Source organism: Methylobacterium sp. PvP105 (genome assembly GCF_017876975.1).
In the GTDB taxonomy this organism is placed as follows: domain Bacteria; phylum Pseudomonadota; class Alphaproteobacteria; order Rhizobiales; family Beijerinckiaceae; genus Methylobacterium; species Methylobacterium radiotolerans.
The window spans coordinates 1474821-1496520 of the sequence record NZ_JAGIPA010000001.1; the positions used below are offsets into that span (position 1 = coordinate 1474821).

Annotated in this window: 19 protein-coding genes; 8 read left to right on the forward strand and 11 right to left on the reverse strand. The window is 73.1% G+C overall.

All coding sequences use genetic code 11. The annotated features are described in order from the left end of the window. Positions 1-2: 2 nt before the first annotated feature. The 3 genes from J3A75_RS07030 to mutS all read left to right on the forward strand — a co-directional run bounded on the left by J3A75_RS07030 (position 3) and on the right by mutS (position 4268). Positions 3-860: an alpha/beta fold hydrolase gene (locus J3A75_RS07030; protein WP_058607352.1), complete on the forward strand. Its 858-nt coding sequence runs from the start codon at positions 3-5 to the stop codon at positions 858-860. 239 nt (positions 861-1099) lie between these two features. Then, positions 1100-1408, forward strand: a complete 309-nt coding sequence (locus J3A75_RS07035) for a hypothetical protein (protein WP_026604979.1) — start codon at positions 1100-1102, stop codon at positions 1406-1408. A gap of 142 nt (positions 1409-1550) precedes the next feature. Then, positions 1551-4268, forward strand: a complete 2718-nt coding sequence (gene mutS / locus J3A75_RS07040) for a DNA mismatch repair protein MutS (protein ID WP_058607327.1) — start codon at positions 1551-1553, stop codon at positions 4266-4268. Between the two features lie 40 nt (positions 4269-4308). Here the strand turns inward: mutS and J3A75_RS07045 are convergent, their stop codons facing one another. Both J3A75_RS07045 and J3A75_RS07050 read right to left on the reverse strand, forming a co-directional pair. Continuing rightward, a complete protein-coding gene (locus tag J3A75_RS07045; protein WP_029359876.1) occupies positions 4309-4746 on the reverse strand; it encodes a response regulator in 438 nt (145 codons plus the stop codon). 57 nt (positions 4747-4803) lie between these two features. Continuing rightward, a complete protein-coding gene (locus J3A75_RS07050; protein WP_209649860.1) occupies positions 4804-5880 on the reverse strand; it encodes a histidine kinase dimerization/phosphoacceptor domain -containing protein in 1077 nt (358 codons plus the stop codon). A 203-nt stretch (positions 5881-6083) separates the two neighbouring features. Between J3A75_RS07050 and J3A75_RS07055 the strand changes: the two genes are divergently transcribed. The 3 genes from J3A75_RS07055 (at position 6084) to J3A75_RS07065 (ending at position 9175) form a co-directional block, all read left to right on the forward strand. Beyond that, a complete protein-coding gene (locus tag J3A75_RS07055) occupies positions 6084-7469 on the forward strand; it encodes an AmpG family muropeptide MFS transporter (protein WP_024831043.1) in 1386 nt (461 codons plus the stop codon). A gap of 25 nt (positions 7470-7494) precedes the next feature. Continuing rightward, on the forward strand, positions 7495-8433 hold the full coding sequence (locus J3A75_RS07060; protein WP_209649862.1) for an EcsC family protein: 939 nt from the start codon (positions 7495-7497) through the stop codon (positions 8431-8433). A gap of 82 nt (positions 8434-8515) precedes the next feature. After that, positions 8516-9175 (forward strand): MgtC/SapB family protein, encoded by a 660-nt coding sequence (locus J3A75_RS07065; protein ID WP_012317633.1) that lies wholly within the window; start codon positions 8516-8518, stop codon positions 9173-9175. An 18-nt stretch (positions 9176-9193) separates the two neighbouring features. Here J3A75_RS07065 and ilvA read toward each other — a convergent pair whose 3' ends face one another. The 5 genes from ilvA to J3A75_RS07090 all read right to left on the reverse strand — a co-directional run bounded on the left by ilvA (position 9194) and on the right by J3A75_RS07090 (position 14840). Then, a complete protein-coding gene (gene ilvA / locus J3A75_RS07070) occupies positions 9194-10810 on the reverse strand; it encodes a threonine ammonia-lyase, biosynthetic (protein WP_076729411.1) in 1617 nt (538 codons plus the stop codon). Position 10811: 1 nt separating this feature from the next. Continuing rightward, positions 10812-11159: a diacylglycerol kinase gene (locus tag J3A75_RS07075; RefSeq protein WP_012317635.1), complete on the reverse strand. Its 348-nt coding sequence runs from the start codon at positions 11157-11159 to the stop codon at positions 10812-10814. Next, the gene (locus J3A75_RS07080) at positions 11156-12214 is read right to left on the reverse strand and encodes an AbrB family transcriptional regulator (protein WP_012317636.1); all 1059 of its coding nucleotides are present in this window, start codon (positions 12212-12214) and stop codon (positions 11156-11158) included. Before J3A75_RS07080 ends, J3A75_RS07075 begins: the two co-directional genes overlap by 4 nt. A gap of 110 nt (positions 12215-12324) precedes the next feature. Beyond that, positions 12325-13815 carry an argininosuccinate lyase gene (locus J3A75_RS07085; RefSeq protein ID WP_053620232.1) on the reverse strand — a complete coding sequence of 497 codons (1491 nt, stop codon included), beginning with the start codon at positions 13813-13815 and terminating at the stop codon, positions 12325-12327. A gap of 89 nt (positions 13816-13904) precedes the next feature. Beyond that, positions 13905-14840, reverse strand: coding sequence for a LysR substrate-binding domain-containing protein (locus J3A75_RS07090; protein ID WP_012317638.1), 936 nt, complete (start codon positions 14838-14840; stop codon positions 13905-13907). A gap of 136 nt (positions 14841-14976) precedes the next feature. On the opposite strand from J3A75_RS07090, the gene J3A75_RS07095 reads away from it, so the two are divergent. After that, positions 14977-16566: a catalase gene (locus J3A75_RS07095; RefSeq protein WP_024831040.1), complete on the forward strand. Its 1590-nt coding sequence runs from the start codon at positions 14977-14979 to the stop codon at positions 16564-16566. Positions 16567-16650: 84 nt separating this feature from the next. Continuing rightward, positions 16651-17127 carry a cupin domain-containing protein gene (locus tag J3A75_RS07100; RefSeq protein ID WP_116655687.1) on the forward strand — a complete coding sequence of 159 codons (477 nt, stop codon included), beginning with the start codon at positions 16651-16653 and terminating at the stop codon, positions 17125-17127. Here J3A75_RS07100 and J3A75_RS07105 read toward each other — a convergent pair. The 4 genes from J3A75_RS07105 to ybeY form a co-directional block, all read right to left on the reverse strand. Next, the gene (locus J3A75_RS07105) at positions 17117-18334 is read right to left on the reverse strand and encodes an MFS transporter (protein ID WP_012317641.1); all 1218 of its coding nucleotides are present in this window, start codon (positions 18332-18334) and stop codon (positions 17117-17119) included. The two genes, J3A75_RS07100 and J3A75_RS07105, sit on opposite strands and share 11 nt — an antisense overlap. Further along, positions 18331-19962: an apolipoprotein N-acyltransferase gene (gene lnt / locus J3A75_RS07110; RefSeq protein ID WP_245364355.1), complete on the reverse strand. Its 1632-nt coding sequence runs from the start codon at positions 19960-19962 to the stop codon at positions 18331-18333. The genes J3A75_RS07105 and lnt overlap by 4 nt, the downstream gene beginning before the upstream one ends. A gap of 88 nt (positions 19963-20050) precedes the next feature. Next, on the reverse strand, positions 20051-21184 hold the full coding sequence (locus tag J3A75_RS07115; RefSeq protein WP_209649866.1) for a hemolysin family protein: 1134 nt from the start codon (positions 21182-21184) through the stop codon (positions 20051-20053). A gap of 36 nt (positions 21185-21220) precedes the next feature. Next, on the reverse strand, positions 21221-21700 hold the full coding sequence (gene ybeY, locus J3A75_RS07120) for an rRNA maturation RNase YbeY (protein WP_029361556.1): 480 nt from the start codon (positions 21698-21700) through the stop codon (positions 21221-21223).

A 21700-nucleotide genomic window follows, 5' to 3' on the forward strand; every position in this document is an offset into this window, starting at 1 on the left:
GGATGACCGTCGCGGGAGTGAAGTTTCGCCGGATCGCCCTGCCTGAGGTCGCCCTGCACGTGGCCGAGGCGGGCCCCGAGACGGGTCCGCCGACCATCCTGCTGCACGGCTTCCCGGAATCCTGGTACGGGTGGCGCCACCAGATCGGGCCCCTCGCCGAGACGGGTCTGCGGATCATCGCGCCGGACCAGCGGGGCTACGGACTCAGCGACAAGCCTGCGGGGATCGCCGCCTACCACCTGGACCGGCTGGCAGGCGACGTCCTGGCGCTGGCCGACGCCTGCGGCGCGCCCGCGGTGCGGCTGGTCGGCCACGACTGGGGCGGCCTCGTCGCCTGGTGGGTGGCGAGCCGCCACCCCGAGCGGATCGACCGGCTGGCGATCCTCAACGCGCCGCATCCGGCCGTCGTCGGCGCCTACATGCGGCACCATCCGGGCCAGTGGCTGCGCAGCACCTACGTGGGCCTCTTCCAGCTGCCGCGCCTGCCCGAGCGGCTGCTCACGGCGGATCGCTGCCGTGCCCTGCGGCGCGCGCTGACGACCTCCAGCCGTCCGGGCGCCTTCGCGGAGGCCGATCTCGACCACTACGTCGCGGCGTGGCTCCAGCCCGGCGCGATGACCGGCATGCTGAACTGGTACCGGGCCCTGGTGCAGCTGCCCCGGGCGCGGCCGCCGCGGGTGCGGGTGCCGGTGCTGATCCTCTGGGGGCGGCGGGACACCGCGCTGCAACCCGGCCTGGCGGAGGCGAGCCTCGCGTACTGTGACGCCGGCCAACTCCGCTGGTACGAGCGGGCCAGCCACTGGCTCGCCCACGAGGAACCCGAAGCGGTCAACGCCGATCTCGCCGCGTTCCTCCGTTAGCCGCCGGGGCCCCGCGCAGGAACGCCGGCCGGTTCACGCGGGCAAGTTGCAGAACGCTATTCAGTGCACGGACGGTTCTCGGAAGTCTCGGCGCCGGCGCGTTCGAGCACGCGCCGGCCGCAGCGGTAATCCGTGCGCCTTCCGGGAGCCCCGCAACATTTTTCGCCTCCGAATCCGGAACATGACGAGCACTTGCCACTTAGTGGTGGCCCACGAGGGCTGATCGGAGCTACTCCACGATGTCTTTTCGTTCTTTCCTGACCGCGGGTGTGGTCTTCGGCGGCCTCCTGGCCGGAACCGTCGCGTCGCAGGCCGCGCCCGCGATCGCGCAGCCCGGCTTCGCCGGATCCGACATGGTCGAGACCGTGGCGATGCATCGCCACCACCGCATGCATCATCACCGGATGCACCGCCATCACTCGACCCGGCACGAGCGCCGGATGCGGCGCATGAACACGATGCGGCACGGCAACCCGAACGCCCGCAATCCGTCGCGCCCGGGCTACCAGCAGCAGCTCGGCAACACCACGGGCGGCCCGCGCTACTGACATCCGACCCGCGTCCGGATCCCGCACAGGCTGCGCCGGATCCGGGCGCCATCCACCGGCGATGCGCCGTCCGGGCGCCTTCTCCCCAGCCGCGTCGGTTCGCGCAGCCTGATTCGCCCGCGGCGCTCTGCTAAGACGCGGCATGGCCCGAACTGCCGTCCGCCCCACCGCCGACACGACGCCCCCGCCCGGCCTGGACCCGGCCGGCGCGACGCCGATGATGGCGCAGTACATCGAGATCAAGGCCGCCAATCCGGACTGCCTCCTGTTCTACCGGATGGGCGACTTCTACGAGCTGTTCTTCGAGGATGCGGAGACCGCGTCCCGGGCGCTCGGCATCGTCCTGACGAAGCGCGGCAAGCACGCGGGCAGCGAGATCCCGATGTGCGGCGTGCCGGTCGAACGGTCCGACGACTACCTCAACCGTCTCATCGCCCTCGGCCACCGGGTGGCGGTGTGCGAGCAGACCGAGGATCCGGCCGAGGCCAAGAAGCGCGGGCCCAAATCCGTGGTCCGCCGCGAGGTCGTGCGGCTCGTCACCCCCGGCACGATCACGGAGGACCGGCTCCTCGACCCGGCCCGCGCCAACCTCCTCCTGGCGATCGGCCGCCGGAAGACCGGGGAGGGGGCAGTCGCCTACGGCCTCGCCGCGGTGGACATCTCCACCGGCCGCTTCTCCCTGAGCGAGGTCGCGGGCGGCGACCTGTCCGGCGCCATCGCCCGGCACGACCCGCGGGAGATCGTCCTGTCGGAGGCGATCCACGCCGATCCGGCCCTCGCGCGGCTCTGGCAGGAGAGCCGCGCCGCCGTCGTGCCCCTGGCACAGGCCGAGCTCGAGCCCGCCGCCGCCGAACGGCGCCTGCGCGAGCAGTACGGCGTCTCGACCCTGGAGGGGTTCGGCCAGTTCACCCGAGCCGAGATCGCGGCGGCCGGGGCGGCGCTCCTCTACATCGCCCGGACGCAGCTCGCGGCCCGTCCGCCCCTGGCCGTCCCGACCCGCGAGGATGGCGGCGCGACTCTGGCGATCGACGCGGCGACGCGGGCCAACCTCGAACTCACCCGCACCCTGTCGGGGGAGCGCGCCGGGAGCCTCCTCGCCACGATCGACCGGACCGTGACGGCGAACGGGGCGCGACTGCTCGCCGAGCACCTCGCGGGCCCGCTCACCCACCTCGACGCCATCGCCCGGCGGCACGCGGCGGTGGCGTACCTGGTGGAGGACGCGCGCCTGCGCGGCGGCCTGCGCGACGCCCTGGCGCGGGCCCCCGACCTCGCCCGGGCACTCTCGCGGACCGGGCTCGGCCGTGCGGGCCCGCGCGACCTCGCGGCCATCCGCGACGGCCTCGCGGTGGCGGCGGATCTCGGCGCCCGCCTCGCCGCCATCCCCGGTCTCCCGGTGGATCTCGCCCGGCTGGCCGAGCACCTGGCCGAGGCCGACCCGGAGCTCATCGCGACGCTGGCGGCGGCGCTCGCCGACGAGCTGCCCCTGAGCCGGCGCGACGGCGGCTTCGTGCGCGCGGGCTACCACCCGGAGATCGACGAGGCGCGGACCCTCGGCCAGGATTCCCGCAAGGTGATCGCGGCCCTGCAGGCGCGCTACGCCGAGCAGACCGGCTGCCGGACCCTGCGGATCAAGCACAACAACCTGCTGGGCTACTTCATCGAGGTCCCGCAATCCGTCGGCGAGGCCTGCCTGAAGGGCCTGCAGAGCGAGTTCGTCCACCGCCAGACCATGGTGGACGCCATGCGCTTCACCAGCGTCGAGCTGGGCGAGCTGGAGTCGAAGATCTCGGGCGCCTCCGACCGCGCGCTGGCCCTGGAGGCCGCCGTCTTCGACGACCTCGCGGCCCGCGTGCTGGCCCGGGCCGAGCCCATCGCCGAGGTGGCCGAGGCGCTGGCCGGGCTCGACGTGGCGGCGAGCCACGCGGAACTCGCCGTCGAGCTCGACTGGCGGCGCCCCGTGGTCGACGAATCGCTCAGCTTCGTCGTGGTCGGCGGCCGCCACCCGGTGGTCGAGGCGGCCCTGCGCCGGGCCGGCGAGCCGTTCATCGCCAACGATTGCGACCTGTCCGGAGATACGCGCGGCCGGATCCGCCTGATCACCGGCCCGAACATGGGCGGCAAATCGACCTTCCTGCGCCAGAACGCGCTGATCGCGGTGCTCGCCCAGATGGGCGCCTTCGTGCCGGCCGCGGAGGCGCGGATCGGCCGGGTCGACCGGCTGTTCTCCCGCGTCGGCGCCGCCGACGACCTCGCCCGGGGGCAGTCGACCTTCATGGTCGAGATGGTCGAGACGGCGGCGATCCTCAATCAGGCGACGCGGCGCTCCCTGGTGATCCTGGACGAGATCGGCCGCGGCACCGCGACCTTCGACGGCCTGTCGATCGCCTGGGCCTGCCTCGAACATCTCCACGAGGTGAACGCCTGCCGGGCGCTGTTCGCCACGCATTTCCACGAGCTGACGGCCCTCGGCGACCGGCTGGCGCGCCTCGAGAACGCGACCCTGAAGGTGGCCGAGCACCGGGACGGCGTCGTGTTCCTGCACGAGGTCGTGCCGGGGGTCGCCGAGCGCAGCTACGGGCTGCAGGTGGCCCGGCTCGCCGGACTCCCGGGCAGCGTCGTGACCCGGGCCGGGGCGATCCTCAAGAGCCTCGAGAAAGCCGAGCGGGGCCGCCCGGCCCGCGCCCGGATCGACGACCTGCCGCTGTTCGCCGCGCTCGCTCCTCCGCCGCCACCGGAGCCTCCGCCGGAGGATCCGCTGGGCGCGCTGCTCGACGCGATCGATCCGGACGCGCTGACGCCGCGCGAGGCGCTCGACGCGCTCTACCGCCTGAAGCGCGAGCGCGCGGCGCGGGGCTGAGACCCGGCGGCCGCGCCGCGGCGGCTCGGCCCGAAGATCCTCAGGCCGGAGCGGGCGAGAACCCGTCCGGGCAGGCCGGCCCGTCGCGGCCGGCCCGGCGATCGGCCACGTAGTCGAGGGTGCTGGCCACGACGCGCTCGGAATAGGGCTTGGCGATCACCCCGATCGCGCCGGCGAAATCGGCCGGGATGCGCTTGGCGTTGGCGGTCATGAACACCACCGTGGTGCGCCGGTCGGCCGACAGCGCCCGAGCCACGTCGATCCCGGTCGGGCCGTCGACGAGGTGGATATCCACGAGGGCGACGTCGGGCGCCGTGGACCGGCCGAGCGCGATGGCCTCCGTCGCGTTGCCGGCGACGCCGACCGTGACGTGCCCGAGATCGTCCAGCAGGGATTCCAGCTCGAGGGCGATCAGGGCCTCGTCTTCCACGACGAGGATGCGGAGCGCGGCGTCCGCGGCGGCGTTCCCGGTCCCCATGCGCTCCTCGTCCTCCGGCCCCGCGGCCGACGAGCTTGATGCCTCCACGTCGATTTCTCAAGCCAGCTGCTTGAGCGGGATGTCGATCTCGACGGTCGTGCCCGGACCGGCATCCGCCCAGGCGATCGTCCCGCGCATCTGCCGGACCACCATCTCCACGAGATTGCGACCGAAACCCGCCGGGTTCGGCGCCGCCGCGGCGACGCCGACGCCGTTGTCGCGGATCGTCATGTGCATCCCGCCATCGGTGCGGCGGGCGACGATCGACACGCGTCCCTCCCGCTCGTCCGGGAAGGCGTGGCGCAGGGCGTTGGCCGTCAGTTCGTGGATCATCAGCGCGAGGGGGGCCGCCATCGCGGCGGCCACCGCGATCGGTTCGACATCGGCCTCCACCCGGCGCCGCTCCGGGTCGAGGCCGGCATTCATGTCGGCCAGGAACTCGGCCGCGAAGTCGCCGAGGTTGAAGTGCGTGCAGTCGCCCTCGGAGTAGAGCATCCGGTGCGCCGTCGAGAGGGCGCCGATCCGCTCCGCCATGCCCTGGAGCGCGTCCCGCGCCTCGCCCTCGGGCGTGCGCCGCGCCTTCAGGAGCATCAGCGAGGAGATCACCTGAAGATTGTTCTTCACCCGGTGATCGACCTCGTGCAGCAGGGCGGTCTTCTGCTCCAGGGCCGCTGTCAGGTCCTGGGTCCGGGCCGTGACGAGGCGCTCCAGCTCGTCGTTGGTGCCGCGCATCGCCACTTCCATCTGGTGGACGTGGGTCATGTCGGCCTGGGCGGCGTAGAAATAGGCGAGCCCCTCCGCGTCGCGCACCGGGGTGATGGTCATCGCGTTCCAGAACGACGACCCGTCCTTGCGGTAGTTCAGCAGCTCCACGGAGATCGGCTCGGCGGCCTCGACGGCCGAGCGGATGCGCTGCACCGTCGACCGGTCGGTGGCCGGGCCCTGCAGCATGCGGCAGTTGCGCCCGACGATCTCGTCGGCGGCGTAGCCGGTGGCGGTCAGGAACGCGTCGTTGGCCCAGGCGATCGGGTTGTCGGGGGCGCGGGCATCGGTGATGACCATCGGCGACGGGCTCGACGCGAACGCGTCGACGAGCGTCGCGAGGGGCGGACCGGTCTCGGATCGGGCACTCAACGCATCATTCCACAGTCAGGCGGTGATCCCGTTCGTCCGGCGGCGCCACCATCGCGCTCCGACCGCGGGACGTGGACACCGCGTTAAGCAAGCTTCTACCAAGATTGGGGCGCAAGACAGCACGATCCAGCGAGAACAGGTGCGGCGTAAGGCTGCCACGATTTCGCGGGATCAAGGCCACGAACGCTCAGGAGTTCCATGCCATGGCGAACCAGCCACAGGCGACGCGTCGCTTCCGGCTCCGCGACATCGTCGAGGACCGGCGGATCGTGCTCATGCTGGCCCTCGGATTCTCGTCCGGCCTGCCGCTGCTCCTGGTGCTGGGGACCTTCACGCTCCGCCTCGCCTTCTCGGACATCGACGTGCGGGCGATCGGCCTGTTCAGCTACGTGGCGCTGCCCTACTCGCTGAAGTTCCTCTGGGCACCCGCCATCGACCGCCTGAACGTGCCGGTGCTGAGCGCCCGCCTCGGGCGCCGCCGCGCCTGGATGGTGACGACGCAGGCCGCGGTCGCCCTGTGCCTGATCCTGATGGCCTTCTCGGATCCGAAGACGAACCTCGCGCTCCTGGGCCTCGGGGCCTTCCTGGTGGCGTTCTGCGCGGCCAGCCAGGACGTCGTGATCGACGGCTGGCGCATCGACGCCGCCGGCAGCGACTTCCAGGGCATCCTGGCGGCGACCTCGAACCTCGGATACCGCATCGGCCTGATCACCGCCGGCGCGGGGGCGCTGTTCATCGCCTCGGCGGGGGGCTGGACGCTGGCCTACCTGATCATGGCCGCGCTCATGCTGGTCGGGATGATCGCCGCGCTGCTGGCCCCGGCCTTCGACGCGCCGCGCGCGGCGCGAGCCGAGACGCCCGGCCGGTCCCGGTTCTGGTCGATGCGCCGCGCCATCCTGGAGCCGCTGACCGAGCTGCACGGCCGGTTCGGCGGCGCGCTCTGGGGCATCCTCCTGCTCGTGGCCCTGTTCCGGCTGCCCGACTTCCTGTCCGGCGTGATGGCGAGCCCGCTCTACCGGACGCTGGGCTTCGACCTGAAGGAGATCGCCACCGTCACCAAGCTCTACGGCATCTGGGTCGGCATCGCGGGCGGCTTCGCGGGCGGCTGGGCGCTGGCACGGCTCGGCCTGTTCCCGACGCTGCTGCTGGGCGCCTTCCTGGCCGCCGCCTCGCACCTCGCCTTCGCGTGGCTGGCGGCCGGCGCGCCCGAGATCTGGCGCCTGACGGTAGCCATCTCCATCGAGAATTTCTGCGGCTCCTTCGCGGGGATCGTGCTGATCGCCTACATGTCGAGCCTCACCAGCCCGGCCTACGCGGCGACGCAGTACGCGCTGTTCTCCTCGCTCTACGCGCTGCCGGGCAAGCTGATCGCCGGCTCGTCGGGCTTCGTGGTCGCGGCGATCGGCTATCCGGCCTTCTTCGTCATGACCTCCCTGGTGGGAATCCCCGTCCTGGCGCTCTGCCTGGCGGTCGGGCGGCGGAGCGGGCGGGCGGAGGCCGCGGCGCCGGCGCGGGACGCCCAAGAGCCGGGGAACCGCATCCCGGGGCCCGAGCTTCCTACCACGGCGCGCGCCCCGGGGGCCGCGTGAGCGGGACAGATCCAGGGATCGACGGATGAGCACGAGCGACCTCACCCTCGCCGGCGAGACGCTGCCGGCGGAGACGCCAGAGACGGTGCTGAGCGACGCGGACCTCGCCGCCCTGCGCCGTGCCGTGCAGGTGCTGGAGCGACCGAGCCTCGCGGCGCGGCTCTCCGCGGCGGCCGGCGCGCCCCTCGACATCATCGGCCGATCGCTGCCGGCCCCGGTCACCGAGGCGGTCAGCCGCAGCACCGAGGTGGCCATGCGGGGGGCGCTGCGGGTCGCCCTGGCGACGCTGCCGCGCAAGGAGCTCGTCCGGGCCGAGGGCGAGGGGTTCGGCGCCGTCGCCGCGAAGGCCGAGGGCCGTCTCGCGCGGCTGCTCGGCTCGGGCGACGCCAAGCACAAGGCGATGGCGGCGCTCTCGGGCGCGGTCGGCGGCGCGTTCGGCCTCGCCACGCTGGCGGTCGAGCTTCCGGTCTCGACCACGCTGATGCTGCGCTCGATCGCCGAGATCGCCCGGGAGGAGGGGGAGAATCTGGAGACGCCCGAGGGCGCGCTCGCCTGCGTGCAGGTCTTCGCCCTCGGCGGCCGGGCCATGGCCGAGACCGAGGCGGGCTCGGCGCTCACCGAGAGCGGCTACTTCGCGGTCCGCGCCGCCCTGGCCAAGACGCTGTCGGAGGCCGCCCGCTACGCCGGGAGCAAGACGCTCCTCGACCAGTCGGCGCCGGCGCTGATCCGCTTCACCGCCCAGATCGCGGCGCGCTTCGGTCTGGTGGTCTCCCAGAAGGTCGCCGCGCAGGCGGTGCCGATCCTCGGCGCCTTCGGCGGGGCGGCGGTCAACACCGCCTTCATGAATCACTTCCAGTCGACCGCGCGGGCGCATTTCACCGTGCGGCGGCTGGAGCGCGCCTACGGCGCCGCCGCCGTGCGGGCCGCCTACGAGGTCGAGAAGGCGGCCCTCGGGATCGCTTGATCCGCCCGCGGTAAAGCCGCAAGGATCCGGGCCATCCGCACGGGGCGGAGGCACGGAGGCGGCTCTGATCGGCAACGGCGAGATGGTGGCCCGGCTGGCGATGGCGGCCCTGTTCGGCAGCGTGATCGGCCTGGAGCGGGAGCGGCTGCTCTGGGCGGCCGGCCTGCGGACCCACATGCTGGTCTGCGTCGGTTCCTGCCTGATCATGCTGGTCTCGGCCTTCGGCTTCGCCGACGTGCTGGGCGCCGAGCACGTCGTGCTCGACCCGTCCCGCATCGCCGCGCAGGTGGTCTCCGGCATCGGCTTCCTCGGCGCGGGGACGATCCTGCTGCGGGGCGAGGTCGTGAAGGGCCTCACCACGGCGGCGAGCCTGTGGGGCGTGGCGGCGATCGGGCTGGCGATCGGCAGCGGCCTCTACGTTCCGGCGCTGGCCGCGACCGCGCTCATCGTCGGCATCCTGGCCGGCGTGAAGCCCTTCGAGGAGCGCTGGCGCGACCGGATGCGCGCCCAGACGCTGCGGCTGACCGCCCGTCGGGGCACCATGTCGATCGACACCCTGCAGGCGGCGACGGGCGAGCGCGCCTCGCGCGTCCGGACCTTCACGGTCCGTCCGGGCCCCGACCCCGACCACGATGAGGTCACCATCACCTTCGTGCGCCTGTCGCGGACGAGCTTCGAGACGATCGCGGCGAAGCTGCGGGCGATGCCGGACGTCACCTCCGTCGACGTGGCGGAGAGCTGACCGCGTCCGACGCGGTGCTCAGCGCGCCCCGGCGCCCTCGCCGTCGAGGAACAGGCGGTACGCCGGGTTCTCGGTCTCGTCGGTGGCCGGGTAGCCGAGCGCCTCGATGACGGCGTCGAACCGGGCGCGCTCGGCCGGCGGCACCGCGATCCCGGCGAGCACCCGGCCGTAATCGGCGCCGTGGTTGCGGTAGTGGAACAGCGTGATGTCGAAGTCCGGGCCCAGCGCTTCCAGGAACTTCATCAGCGCGCCCGGCCGCTCCGGGAACTGGAAGCGGAACAGGCGCTCGTGCGCCACGCCGACGGCCCGGCCGCCGACCATGTAGCGGACGTGGACCTTCGCCATCTCGTTGTCGCTCATGTCGAGGACGCGGTAGCCGGCCTCCCGCAGCGAGCCGATCAGCTCCTGCTTCTCGCGCTTGCCGCCGCCGACGTTGATGCCCACGAAGATCTGCGCCTCGGAGCCCGGGGCGTGGCGGTAGTTGAACTCGGTGACGGCGCGCGGACCGAGCGCCTGGATGAAGGCGCGATAGGCGCCCGGACGTTCCGGGATCGTCACGCCGATCAGGACCTCGCGCTGCTCGCCGATCTCGGCGCGCTCGGCGATGTGGCGCAGGCGGTCGAAGTTCAGGTTCGCCCCCGACGAGATGGCGATCAGCGTGCCGTCGCCGCCCTCGCGCTCGGCGTAGAGCTTGGCACCGGCGAGGCTCAGCGCCCCGGACGGCTCGGAGACCGCGCGGGTGTCGTCGAAGATGTCCTTCACCGCGGCGCACATGGCGTCGGTGTCCACGGTGATGACCTCGTCGAGGTGCTCGCGGCAGAGCCGGAAGGTCTCCTCGCCGGCCTGCCGCACGGCGACGCCGTCGGCGAACAGGCCGACGCTGGGCAGGCTGACCCGGGTGTCGGCCGCGAGCGCCGCGGCCATGCAGGCGGCGTCCTCGGGCTCGACGCCGATCACCTTGGTGCCGGGCCGCAGGTACTTCACGAAGGTGGCGATCCCGGCGGCGAGCCCGCCGCCGCCCACCGGCACGAAGATCGCCTCGATCGGGCCGGTATGCTGCTCCAGGATCTCCTTGCCGATGGTGCCCTGGCCGGCGATCACGTCCGGATCGTCGAAGGGATGCAGGAAGGTCAGGCCCTGCTCGGCCTCGAGGATCTTGGCCTGCGCCAGCGCCTCGTCGAAGGCGTCGCCGTGCAGCACGACCTCGGCCCCGCGGGCCCGGCAGGCATCGACCTTGATGGAGGGGGTGGTGCGCGGCATGACGATCACGGCGCGCGCGCCGAGCTTGGCGGCGGCGAGCGCGACGCCCTGCGCGTGGTTGCCCGCGGAGGCGCAGACCACGCCGCGGGCGATCTGGTCGGGCTGCAGGCCCGACATCTTGTTGTAGGCGCCGCGCAGCTTGAACGAGAAGACCGGCTGGAGATCCTCGCGCTTGAGCAGGACCGGCCGGCCGAGCCGCTGCGTCAGGCGCGGCATCGGATCGAGGGGGCTCTCGATCGCCACGTCGTAGACGCGGGCGGTGAGGATCTTGCGGATGTAGTCCGTCACGGTGTGGAGTCTCGGCCGATGCGCGGGGCGATGCCGGCCAGATAGACCCTCCGGCCCGCGGATGCGAGCGCGGCCCGCGCGCGGCAGGTCAGCCGAGGCGTTCCACCAGCGCCGCCACCCAGACGAGCAGCGCCGCCATCTGCGCCATGAAGGTGCCGGCGGAGGCGAGGTCCTTCACGGTGCCGATCATCGGGTGATGCCCCGGATGGACGTGGTCGCAGAGCTTCTCGACGGCGGTGTTCAGGAACTCCGCGGCCAGCATCAGCAGGAGGCTGACCATCAGGGCGACGCGCACCCAGAGCGTCGCGCCGAGGAACAGGGCGACCGGGATGCCCAGGGCCAGGAGCACGAGTTCCTGGCGCACGGCCCGCTCGGTGCGCGCGCCGTGGCGCAGGCCGCGCCAGGAGTTGAGGAAGGCGAGGACCAGGGCGTTCATCGGATGGCGGCCTCCGGCACGGACCGGCTGATCCACTTGGCGAGCAGCGGGCCGGTGAGCAGCACCACGAACAGGCGCAGGGTCTGGACGGCGAGCACGAAGGAGACGTCCGCCTTCGAGCCGACCGCGATGATCGCCACCGAGTCGAGCCCGCCCGGGCTCGTGGCGAGGATCGCGGTCAGCAGGTCGATGGGCAGCAGCAGGGTCAGCCCCCAGCCCCAGGCCGCGCAGAGGGCGATGACCGAGGAGGTCGCCGCCAGGATGCCCGGCAGGGCGGTGACGGTCAGGCGCAGGGTCTCCCGGGTGAAGCGCAGGCCCACGTAGATGCCGATGCAGGCGTAGGCGAGCTCGAGGAGCGGCACCGGCAGCGCCATGCGCACGAGCCCGGTGGCGTGGAGCAGGCTGCCGAGCACCATCGGCCCGACCTGCGCGCCCGCGGGAACCCGCAGGGCGAGCGCCGCGCCCGCGCCCACGACGGCGACCGCGAGCGTCGCGAGCAGCGAGAGCGGGCCGGTGACCTCGCCCACACCGGCCGACGCGCCCGCGACCGGCGTCTCCATCAGGAAGCGGGCCGCCAGCGAGGCCGAGAACACCACGGCGGCGACACGCACGTACTGCATGAAGGCGACGAGGCGCGGATCGGCGCCGAAATCCTCGGCCATCGCCACCATGGCGGAGGCGCCGCCGGGGGAAGATCCCCAGGCCGCCGTGGTGCCGGGAAGCACGCGCAGGCGGGTCAGGATCCAGCCGACGAGGCCGCTGACCGCGACGGTGACCAGCACGACGGCGACGATGAGCGGCCCGTCCTCCAGCAGGGTCTGGGCGATCTGCCCGGTGACGGCGTGCGCGACGAGGCAACCGATCGCCGCCTGGGAGGCCTGGAACGCGGCCCGCGGGACGCGCAGGCGCGACCCGCCGACACCGAAGGCGATGGCCGCGATCATCGGCCCGAGCAGCAGCGCGGCCGGGAACTGCGCCTGCATCAGGCCGTACGACACGGCCGCCGACGCGGCGGCGAGGGCGGCCCAGAGGCCGAGAGTGCGGAGAGGGGGCAAGGCGACCGATCGGGAGAGGCCCGCTTCAGCCGGCAGGCGTCAGGCGCGCGCTATACCGCAATATTGGCCCTGTCACGGCAGAGTTTCGGCACGGCGCCCCCGCGCCGGGCTCAGGGCTCGCGCGTCAGGGCCGCGAAGGCGGCGTCGAGCCGCGCCCGGGCGTCGGCCAGGCCCGTGCGGCGGGCGTCGAGCCAGTCGCGGTCGGTCCGCAGCCGCGTCTGCGCGGCGCCCAGCATCCGCCGGACCTCCGCGGGCTGCGGACCGCCGAGGCCCTTCGCGGCGTCGATCATGCCGCGGGCCGAGAGAGCCGCCCGGAAGCGGGCCTCGTCGAGGGGCAGGTCCGGCGTCAGCCCCGACCCCGCCGCGGCCTCGGCGTAGATGCGCCGCACCTCCGGGAAGGGCAGGTCGGCCGGGCGCAGGTCGTGGCTGCGGCCGTAGCTCACCAGCTCGGACGCGAAGTGGTGGCCGAGCCGGAACGGAACGTCGGCCTCGCGCTGGAGCGTGTCGGCGAGCTCGGTGGTGGTGGAATAGTCCGCCGCGACCTCGTCGGCGGCGCGCGCCCGGTCGACGACCAGCCCGTCGAGGACGCGGGTCCAGCGCCGGCACATCTCGGCGGCCTCGGCCAGGGTCCGCCCGGGCGGCTCGGCCTGGTTGCGCTTGTAGTCCGGCATGCCGGAATCGACGTTGTGCGCCATGATGACGAAGGCCTGCGCGGCCCCCACGACGTCGCTGGCCTTCATGCGCAGGCTGTAGAGCGCGACGGGGTTGCGCTTCTGCGGCATGATGCTGCTGGGCCCGGTCAGCGCGCCCTCCCGCAGCAGGATCCAGGGCCGGGTCTGGTGGTACTGCGCGTAGAGGTCCTGCGCGAAGCTGCCGGCCGTGGTGGCGAGGTTCGCCGCGAGCCCGGTCAGCTCGATCCCCATATCCATCGGCGCGAGCTGGCCGGAATCGTAGCTGTTCTCCACCGGCGCGTCGAAGCCGAGCAGCGCCGCCAGCCGCTCGCGGTTCACCGGGAAGCTCGACGTTCCCAGGGCGGCCGCGCCCAGGGGCGACAGGTTCAGCCGCGCCCAGGTCTCCCGGAGACGGTCCGCGTCGCGGGCGAGGACGGCCGCGTAGCCCAGATAGATGTGGCCGAGCGTCGTCGGCTGGGCCTGGACGCCGTTGGTGTAGGCCGGGACGATCGTGTCGGCCTCGCGCTCGGCCACGGTCAGCAGGGCCGCCCGGGTCTCGTCGAGCGCCTTGGCGAGGTTCAGGAGGCGGTCGCGCTGCTCGAGCTTCAGCACCGTCGGGATGATGTCCTGGCGGCTGCGCCCGGAATGCATCCGGGTCGCGTCGGCGCCCGCGATGGCGGTGATCAGCGGCTCGATCCGCAGGTAGTCGTCCGGCCGCTCCGCACCCGGCTTCGCGGCGTCGGCGGCGACCCGGTCGAGGGCGCGGGCGATGGTCGCGCCCAGCGCCCGCGGCACGATGCCGGTCTCCACCGTCATGACCAGAGAGGCGCGGTTGATCTGGTCGATCCGGGCGAAGCTGTCCTTCGGCTCGGCGCGGGCCCCCGCGGGCACCAGCAGCGCCAGTGCGACCCAGACCATCGTGCGCCGCATCGAGCCGCTCCCTGCCGTCTCGGTCCTGATAGACCCGTCGCGGCCCGCCTTCCTATTCACAACTGTATAATGCGGGCGTTTGCGGCGGCTCAGGCGACGGTCTCGCCGTCGCGGCAGGCGGCCGTGCCCGCCGGCGCGTGCGCGCGGAAGAAGGCGGCCAGGCTCGCGAGCCCGGCGGCCCGCGGGTCGCTCGCGCGCCAGACCAGCGCGATGGTCCGCCCGGGACCGTCGAGGTCGAAGGCGCGGGTGACCGTCAGGCCGCTGGGATCGGGATTCGACGGCACCGCCAGGGCCGGGAGCAGCGTGTAGCCGGCGCCGGCCGCCACCATCGAGCGGAGCGTCTCCAGGCTGGTGGCGTGGCGGCCGACCGAGGAGCCGGCGCCGCAGGCCGCGATCGTCTGGTCGCGCAGGCAGTTGCCCTCGTCGAGCAGCAGCAGATCCGGGCCGGCGATCTCGGTCGCGGAGAGCGCGCCGCCCCGGGCGAGGGCGTGCTCGGCCGGGCAGGCGAGCCAGAACGGCTCGACGAACAGCGGCGAGACCGCGAGCCCGTGGGACGGCAGCGGCAGCGAGACCAGGGCCGCGTCGATGCGGCCGTCGCGCAGGCCCTCGACGATGTCGGCCGTCCGGGATTCCGACAGCGAGAGCATCAGCAAGGGGTACTGCTCGCGCAGGGGCCGCAGCACCAGCGGGAAGAAGTAGGGACCGAGCGTCTGGATCGCCGCCAGCACGAGACGCCCGGTGAGCGGCGAGCCGCGGCCCTCGCTGGCCAGCGCCAGCAGACGCTGCGCCTCCGCCAGGACGACCCGCGCCTGCCGGACGATGGCCTGCCCCGCTTCGGTCAGCAGGATCCGCCGGTTCGACCGCTCGAACAAAGTCAGGCCGAGCGCGGTTTCCAGCTTACGGACCTGCACGCTCAGCGTCGGCTGGCTGACGTTGCAGCGCTCGGCGGCCCGGCCGAAATGCCCCTCGTCGGCGACGGCGACGACGTATTCGAGATCGCGGAGCGAGAGACCGGCCAGGTTCATAGGCTGCGTCTATCAGAACCTTTGTGACGATGCATTTGCCTCGGGGTCATGCCGCGGTCATAACCCTTCACCAGAACGGTTCCAGGCTGACCCCGCTGTCCACCGAGAGCCTTCGCAGAACGGAGAGACGGTACGCATGAGCGATCAACGCCCGATCCTGACCACCCGCCAGGGCCACCCGGTCCGCGACAACCAGAGCACCCGCACGGTCGGTGAGCGGGGCCCGGCCACGCTCGAGAACTACCAGTTCATCGAGAAGATCACGCATTTCGACCGCGAGCGGATCCCCGAGCGCGTCGTCCACGCCCGCGGCGCCGGCGCCCACGGCTGGTTCGAGGCCTACGGCAAGATCGGCGACGAGCCGGCCTCCAAGTACACCCGCGCCCGCGTGCTGAACGAGACCGGCGTCAAGACGCCGATGTTCGTGCGCTTCTCCACCGTGGCCGGCGCCAAGGAGAGCCCGGAGACGGAGCGCGACCCGCGCGGCTTCGCGGTCAAGTTCAAGACCGTCGACGGCAACTGGGACCTCGTGGGCAACAACCTCAAGGTCTTCTTCATCCGCGACGCGATCAAGTTCCCCGACATGATCCACGCGTTCAAGCCGGATCCGGTCACGAACCGCCAGGAGGCGTGGCGCTTCTTCGACTTCGTGGCCCAGCACCCCGAGTCGATCCACATGGTGACGCACCTGAAGTCGCCCTGGGGCATCCCGGCCAATTACCGCGAGATGGAGGGCTCGGGCGTCAACACCTACAAGCTGGTCAACGACCAGGGCGAGGCGGTGCTCTGCAAGTTCCACTGGATCCCCAAGCAGGGCGTCCGGAACCTGACCTCGCAGCAGGCCTCCGAGATCCAGGCCAAGGATGTCGGCCACGCGACCCGCGACCTGTACGACAACATCAAGGCCGGCAATTTCCCCGAGTGGGAGTTCGCCGTGCAGATCATGCCGGACGGCCCGAACGACCACCTGTCGTTCGACCCGCTGGACGACACGAAGCTGTGGCCGGTCGACCAGTTCCCGCTGCTGCCCTGCGGCCGGATGGTCCTCGACCGGGTGCCGGACAACTTCTTCGCCGAGGTCGAGCAGTCGGCCTTCGGGACCGGCGTGCTGGTCGACGGCATCGACTTCTCGGACGACAAGATGCTCCAGGGCCGGACGCTGTCCTACTCGGACACGCAGCGCTACCGCGTCGGCGCCAACTACCTGCAGCTGCCGATCAACGCGCCGCAGCCCGGCGTGAAGGTCTACTCGAACCAGCGCGACGGTCAGATGGCCTACACGGTCGACGGCACCGGCCCGAACAAGCACATCAACTACGAGCCGTCGACGCTGGCCGAGGGCCTGCGCGAGGCGCCGAAGCCCGCGAAGGACTACCACCAGCCGGTCCAGGGCAATCTCGGCCGCTACCAGACCTCGCGCACCGAGGACGACTACACCCAGGCCGGCGTGCGCTACCGCTCCTTCGCGGATTGGGAGCGCGACGACCTGATCGCCAACCTCGTGGCCGACATGAAGCAGTGCCCGGAGCCGATCCAGCTGCGGATGGTCTGGCACTTCTGGCACGCCGACGAGGATTACGGCCGCCGCGTCGCCGAGGGCGCCGGGATCGATCTGGAGAAGGCCAAGGCCCTGCCGCCGCTGCCGGGCCGCGCCGCCCCGGGCAAGCGCCTGCAGTCCGAGACCTACACGGACGGCTCGCAGGCCCACCGGGTCGCCGCCGAGTAAGCCTCGGGCGCGCGCTCACCGATGCAGCCCCGCGCGGTCACCCGGCCGCGCGGGGTTCTCGTTTGGGGAACGGACGGGGCGAAGATGGCGAGTGTCGTGCACCGCGGGCCCGGCCCGAACGCCGTCATCGGCGGCATGCGGGTCACCTACCTGGCGCGCAGCGACGAGACGGCCGACGGCCTCGGCATCTACCGGGTCACGATGGATCCCCGGACACCGGGCGCCGGGCTGCACCGCCACGCCCGGCTGACCGAGACGTTCTCGGTCGAGGCGGGCCGGCTCGCGCTCCGCGTCGACGGTGCGGACCACGAGCTCGGCCCGGGCGACTTCGCGCTGATCCCGCCCGGCATCGCGCACGCCTTCGCCAACCCCGGCGACCGGCCGGTGCGCTTCACGCTGAGCTTCGCGCCGGCTCTCGGTCGCGAGGGCTTTTTCGAGGGTCTGGCACGGCTGGCCACGGAGGGACGCCTCGCCGATCCGGCCGCGATGACCGACCTGATGGCGCGCTACGATCAGGAACCGCTGGCCGGCTTCGCCGGCTGGAGCACCGTCAGCGGCTGAGCAGCGGCTGAGCGGCCGCATCCCGCGGCTCGGGCTCGGCCGCGCTGACCTTCCGGTCGCGCCCGGCGGCGAGGCCGATCAGGATCGCCGCCACGGTGATGCCGACGAACAGGGCCCCGGGGACGGCCCAGCCGCCGGTCGCCTCGTGGGCCAGACCGAAGACCAGCGGCCCCAGCGCGGCGCAGGTGTAGCCGATGCCCTGCGCCATGGCCGAGAGGCCGGCGGCGCTGGCCGCGTCCGCCGCGCGCAGCACGATCAAGGTCAGGCCGAGCCCGAAGCAGCCGCCGATCCCGAAGCCCAGCGCGCAGGCGGCGGGGATCCGGAGGGAGTCCGCCCCGAAGGCGAGGACGACGAAGGCCGCGGCGGTCAGGCCGGGAATCACGACGATCCAGGCGCGCTGGTCGCGGGCTCGGGCCGCCAGCATGGCGACCAGCAGCGCGCCCGGCGCCTGCACCAGCGTCGCCAGCGAGGCGTACAACCCGGCGTTGAGCGGCGTCAGGCCGCGGCCCTGCAGCAGCAGCGGCAGCCAGCCGAACAGGATGTAGGCGAGCGAGGATTGCAGGCCCATGAAGCCCGTCACCCACCATGCCAGCGGGTTGCGGAGCAGCCGCCCGGCCGAGGGCGCGGCCGTCGAGGCGGTCCGGCGGGCGAACGGGATCCACACGAAGGCCGCGACCAGCGCGGGCAGCGACCAGACCGCCAGGGCGGAGGGCCAGCCGCCGCCGAGGGCGTGCTCCACCGGCACCGACGCGCCGGCGCCCGCGGCCGCGCCGAGGCACAGGGTCATCGTGTAGAGGCCGGTCATCAGGCCGCCGTTGCCGGCGAAATCGCGCTTCACCAGCGCCGGCAGCAGGACGTTGTCGAGCCCGATCCCGATCGCCGCCAGCGCCGTCCCGGCGAAGAGCGGCACGAGGCCGCCGAGACCGCGGAGCGTCAGGCCGGCGACGAGGATCGTCGAGCCGGCGAGCACCGCGAGGTCGGGCCCGATCCGGCGGATCAGCGGGGCGGCGAGCGCGCAGGCGATGCCGAGGCACAGGACCGGCAGCGTCGTGAGGATGGCGGCGCCGCCGGCACCGAGGCCCGTGCCGTCCCGGATCGTCGCCAGCAGGGGGCCGACCGTGCTGAGCGCCGGGCGCAGGTTGAACGCGACCAGCATCAGCGCGAGGCCGAGCAGGAACCGGTTCGCGGTCGCCCTGTCCGAACTCACGGCCGCCGCCGCGCGATCACGGCCCCGCCCAGGCAGGCGGCCAGCATCAGCGCGAAGGCGGCGTCGCCGAACTGGCCGTAGAGCGTGCCGCCGACGATGCGGGCGGGCAGGTCCGCGTCCAGCCAAGTCTCCGCGTCGAGCGCGGTGCGGGCGACGACGCGGCCATGCGGGTCGATCACCGCGGAGATCCCGGTATTGGCGTCGCGCACGAGCGGCAGCCCCTCCTCGACGGCGCGCAGGCGTGCCTGGGCCAGGTGCTGGCGCGGCCCCGGCGTGTCGCCGAACCACGCGTCGTTGGTGACGTTCAGGATCAGCCCCGGCGGCCGCGGCGCCGGGGCGGCGTGGCCGGCCGGCAGGATCGCGCCCGGGAAGATCGCCTCGTAGCAGATTGTCGCCGCCACCGGCGGCAGGCCCGGCACCGTCAGGATCCGCTGGCCGGCGAGCGACCCGGCCGAGAACCCGCCGGGGACCGCCACGAACTGGCGCAGGCCCACGGCCCGCAGGGCGGCGTCCAGGGGACCCGGCAGGTACTCCCCGAACGGGACGAGGTGGACCTTGTCGTAGCTGTCGGAGATCCGGCCGTCCGGACCGATCACCATGACGGCGTTGTAGAAGCGCAGGCGCTCGCCCGGCAGCGGCTCCTCGGCGCGGGCCGCCCCCGTGATCAGCTGCTGCCCGGGCTTCAGGCCCGCCGCCACCTTAGCCAGGGCGTCGGGATCGCGCTGGATCAGGAACGGGAAGGCGGATTCCGGCCAGACGATGTGGGTCGGCTCCGGCGCGCCGGCCTCCGTCGGGCGCTGGCTCAGCTCGATGTAGCGGTCGACGATGTCGGCCCGGTTCTCGGGCCTGAACTTGGCGTCCTGGGGCAAATTGGGCTGAACGAGCCGCAGCCGGACACCGGCCACCACCGGGTCGGGCGGCCCGAGCCGCTCGGCGCCGTAGAGCGCCATGCCGACGAGCGCGATCGCGGCGGCCGCGCTCGGCCCGAACCGGGCGCGCGGGTTCGCCCCGGTGGCGATCGTCGCGGGCGCCGCGCAGATCAGGGCGGCCAGGATGCCCAGGCCGTAGAGCCCGATCGCGGCCGCCCACTGCATCAGCCAGAGGTTCTGGGCCAGAGCCATCCCGAGGGTGTTCCAGGGAAACCCCGTGAACAGGTGGCCGCGCAGCCAGTCCGCCGCGCCGAGCCCGAAGGCGAGGGCGGCGATCCGCGCCGCGCCGCGGCCCCACAGCAGGCCCGCGGCGCCGAAACCGGCGCCGTAGAACAGGCCGAGGACGAAGGGCAGTCCGATCACGCCGAGCGGCAGAGCCCAGAGAAACTCGTCGGCCTCCACCAGGAAGGCCTGGCCCAGCCACCAGAGCCCGGCCGTGAGGTAGCCGAAGCCCCAGGCCCAGCCGATCAGGAAGCAGGGCCAGAACCGCCGGAGGGGGGTCCGGTCGGCGGCGGCACCGTCCTGCAGCCAGACCGCGACCGTCAGGGAGACCGCGAGGGCCGGCAGGAGACCGTAGGGCGGCATGGCCAGCGCCCCGAGGGCGCCCGCGAGCCACGCCACACCGAGGCGGCGCCAGCCGGTCAGGCGCGCGATCGCCAGCACCGCGCCGGGCACGCGCGCCCGCTCCGGATCGGACATCGGACCCGGAACCGGCCCGCGCATCGGCGCGCCGGCCGCCGCGGGCGACCGGGCGAAACCGTCCGCCAAGCTCGTCACGCCGCGACCGTCACGGGTGCGGCGTCTCGGCGACCGGGGCGTTCGCGGGCGGGGGGAGGGCGAGCGGCACGACGTTGCCGATCCGCGCCGCGCCCTTGTGGAACCGGAGGCGCTTCAGGCGCCGCGGATCGGCGTCGAGCACCTCGAACTCGAGGTCGCCCGGGCCGGCGATCAGCTCGCCGCGCGAGGGAACGCGGCCCGCCAGGGTCACGATCATGCCGCCCAGCGTGTCGATCTCCTCGGCCATCTCGCCGACGGCCGCGACGAGGTCGACGCCCGTCACCTCGGAGACCTCGGCCAGCGGCGTGCGCGCGTCGGCCACGAAGACCTCGCCCTCGCCTTCGACCCGCTGGACGTGCTTGTCCTCGGCGACGTCGTGCTCGTCCTCGATGTCGCCGACCACGACCTCGATCAGATCCTCGATGGAGATCAGCCCGTCTGTGCCGCCGTACTCGTCGATGACCAGCGCCATGTGGGTGCGGGTGGCCTGCATCCGCACCAGCAGGTCGATCGCCGGCATGGAAGGCGGCACGAACAGGACCGGCCGCTGGATACGGGCCGCCGCGAGCGTCGTCGTCAGGTCGACCTTGCCGAGGTCCAGCCCGCGCGGCAGGCGCGCCGCGGGCCGGCGCGGGCGCGGGGCGGCCGGCGCGTCCGCCGCGCCGTCGCCCGCGACCTCGATCGGCTTCGCGACGGCGGGCGCGCTGCGCCGGGCCGGCTCGGCCTTGGCGGCGATGTGGTCGACGAGGTCGCGGATGTGGACCATGCCGCGGGGATCGTCGAGGGTCTCGCCGTAGACCGGCAGCCGGGAATGGCCGGCCGTGCGGAACAGCTTGAGCAGGTCGCCGAGGCTCGTGTCGTTCGAGACGGCGACGATGTCGGCCCGAGGGACCATCACGTCGTCGACGCGCACCTTGTGCAGGCCGAGGACGTTCTTGAGCATGACACGCTCGAGCGGGGTGAGGCCGCTCTCGCCGGCATCCGGCTCCGCCAGCGCCTCCTCAAGACCCTCGCGCAGCGAATCGCGCGGCTTGAGGTGGAGCGCCTGGAGCAGGCGGTCGTACCAGGGCTCCCGGTGCTGGGATTCGCCCTCGGTGGAACTGGGCGCGGCCAGGGCCGCGCCGCGACTTCGATCGTTGCTCATGTCTCTCGGGTCTGGGGTCGCTCGGACGTCGCGCGCTCAGGCATAGGGATCCGGGATGCCGAGGGTCGCGAGTGCCGCGACCTCGAGGGCTTCCATGGCATCGGCCTCGGTCTCGCCGATCTCGTGGTCCTGACCGAGACAATGCAGGGTGCCATGGACGAGGAGGTGGGCGAGGTGATTCTGGAGCGGCTTCGACTGCTCCGCACTCTCGCGCACCAGGGTCTCGTACGCAAGGACCACGTCGCCGAGGGGCGCGGCGGTGCCGGCATGCCGCGGCTGCGGGGCGGCCGGGAAGGACAGGACGTTGGTCGGCTTGTCCTTGCCGCGCCAGGTCCGGTTGAGCTCCCGGACGGCGGCGTCGTCCGTCAGCAGGACGCTGACCTCGACGGGTCCGTCCGGCTTCTCGGGAGCCACGGCGAGCCCGGCCTCGACGGCGCGGGTGACGAGGGCCTCGAGGTCGGCGACCGCCGTCTCCCAGCGCGCGTCCTCGACGGCGAGGTCGATCTCGTGGGGCAT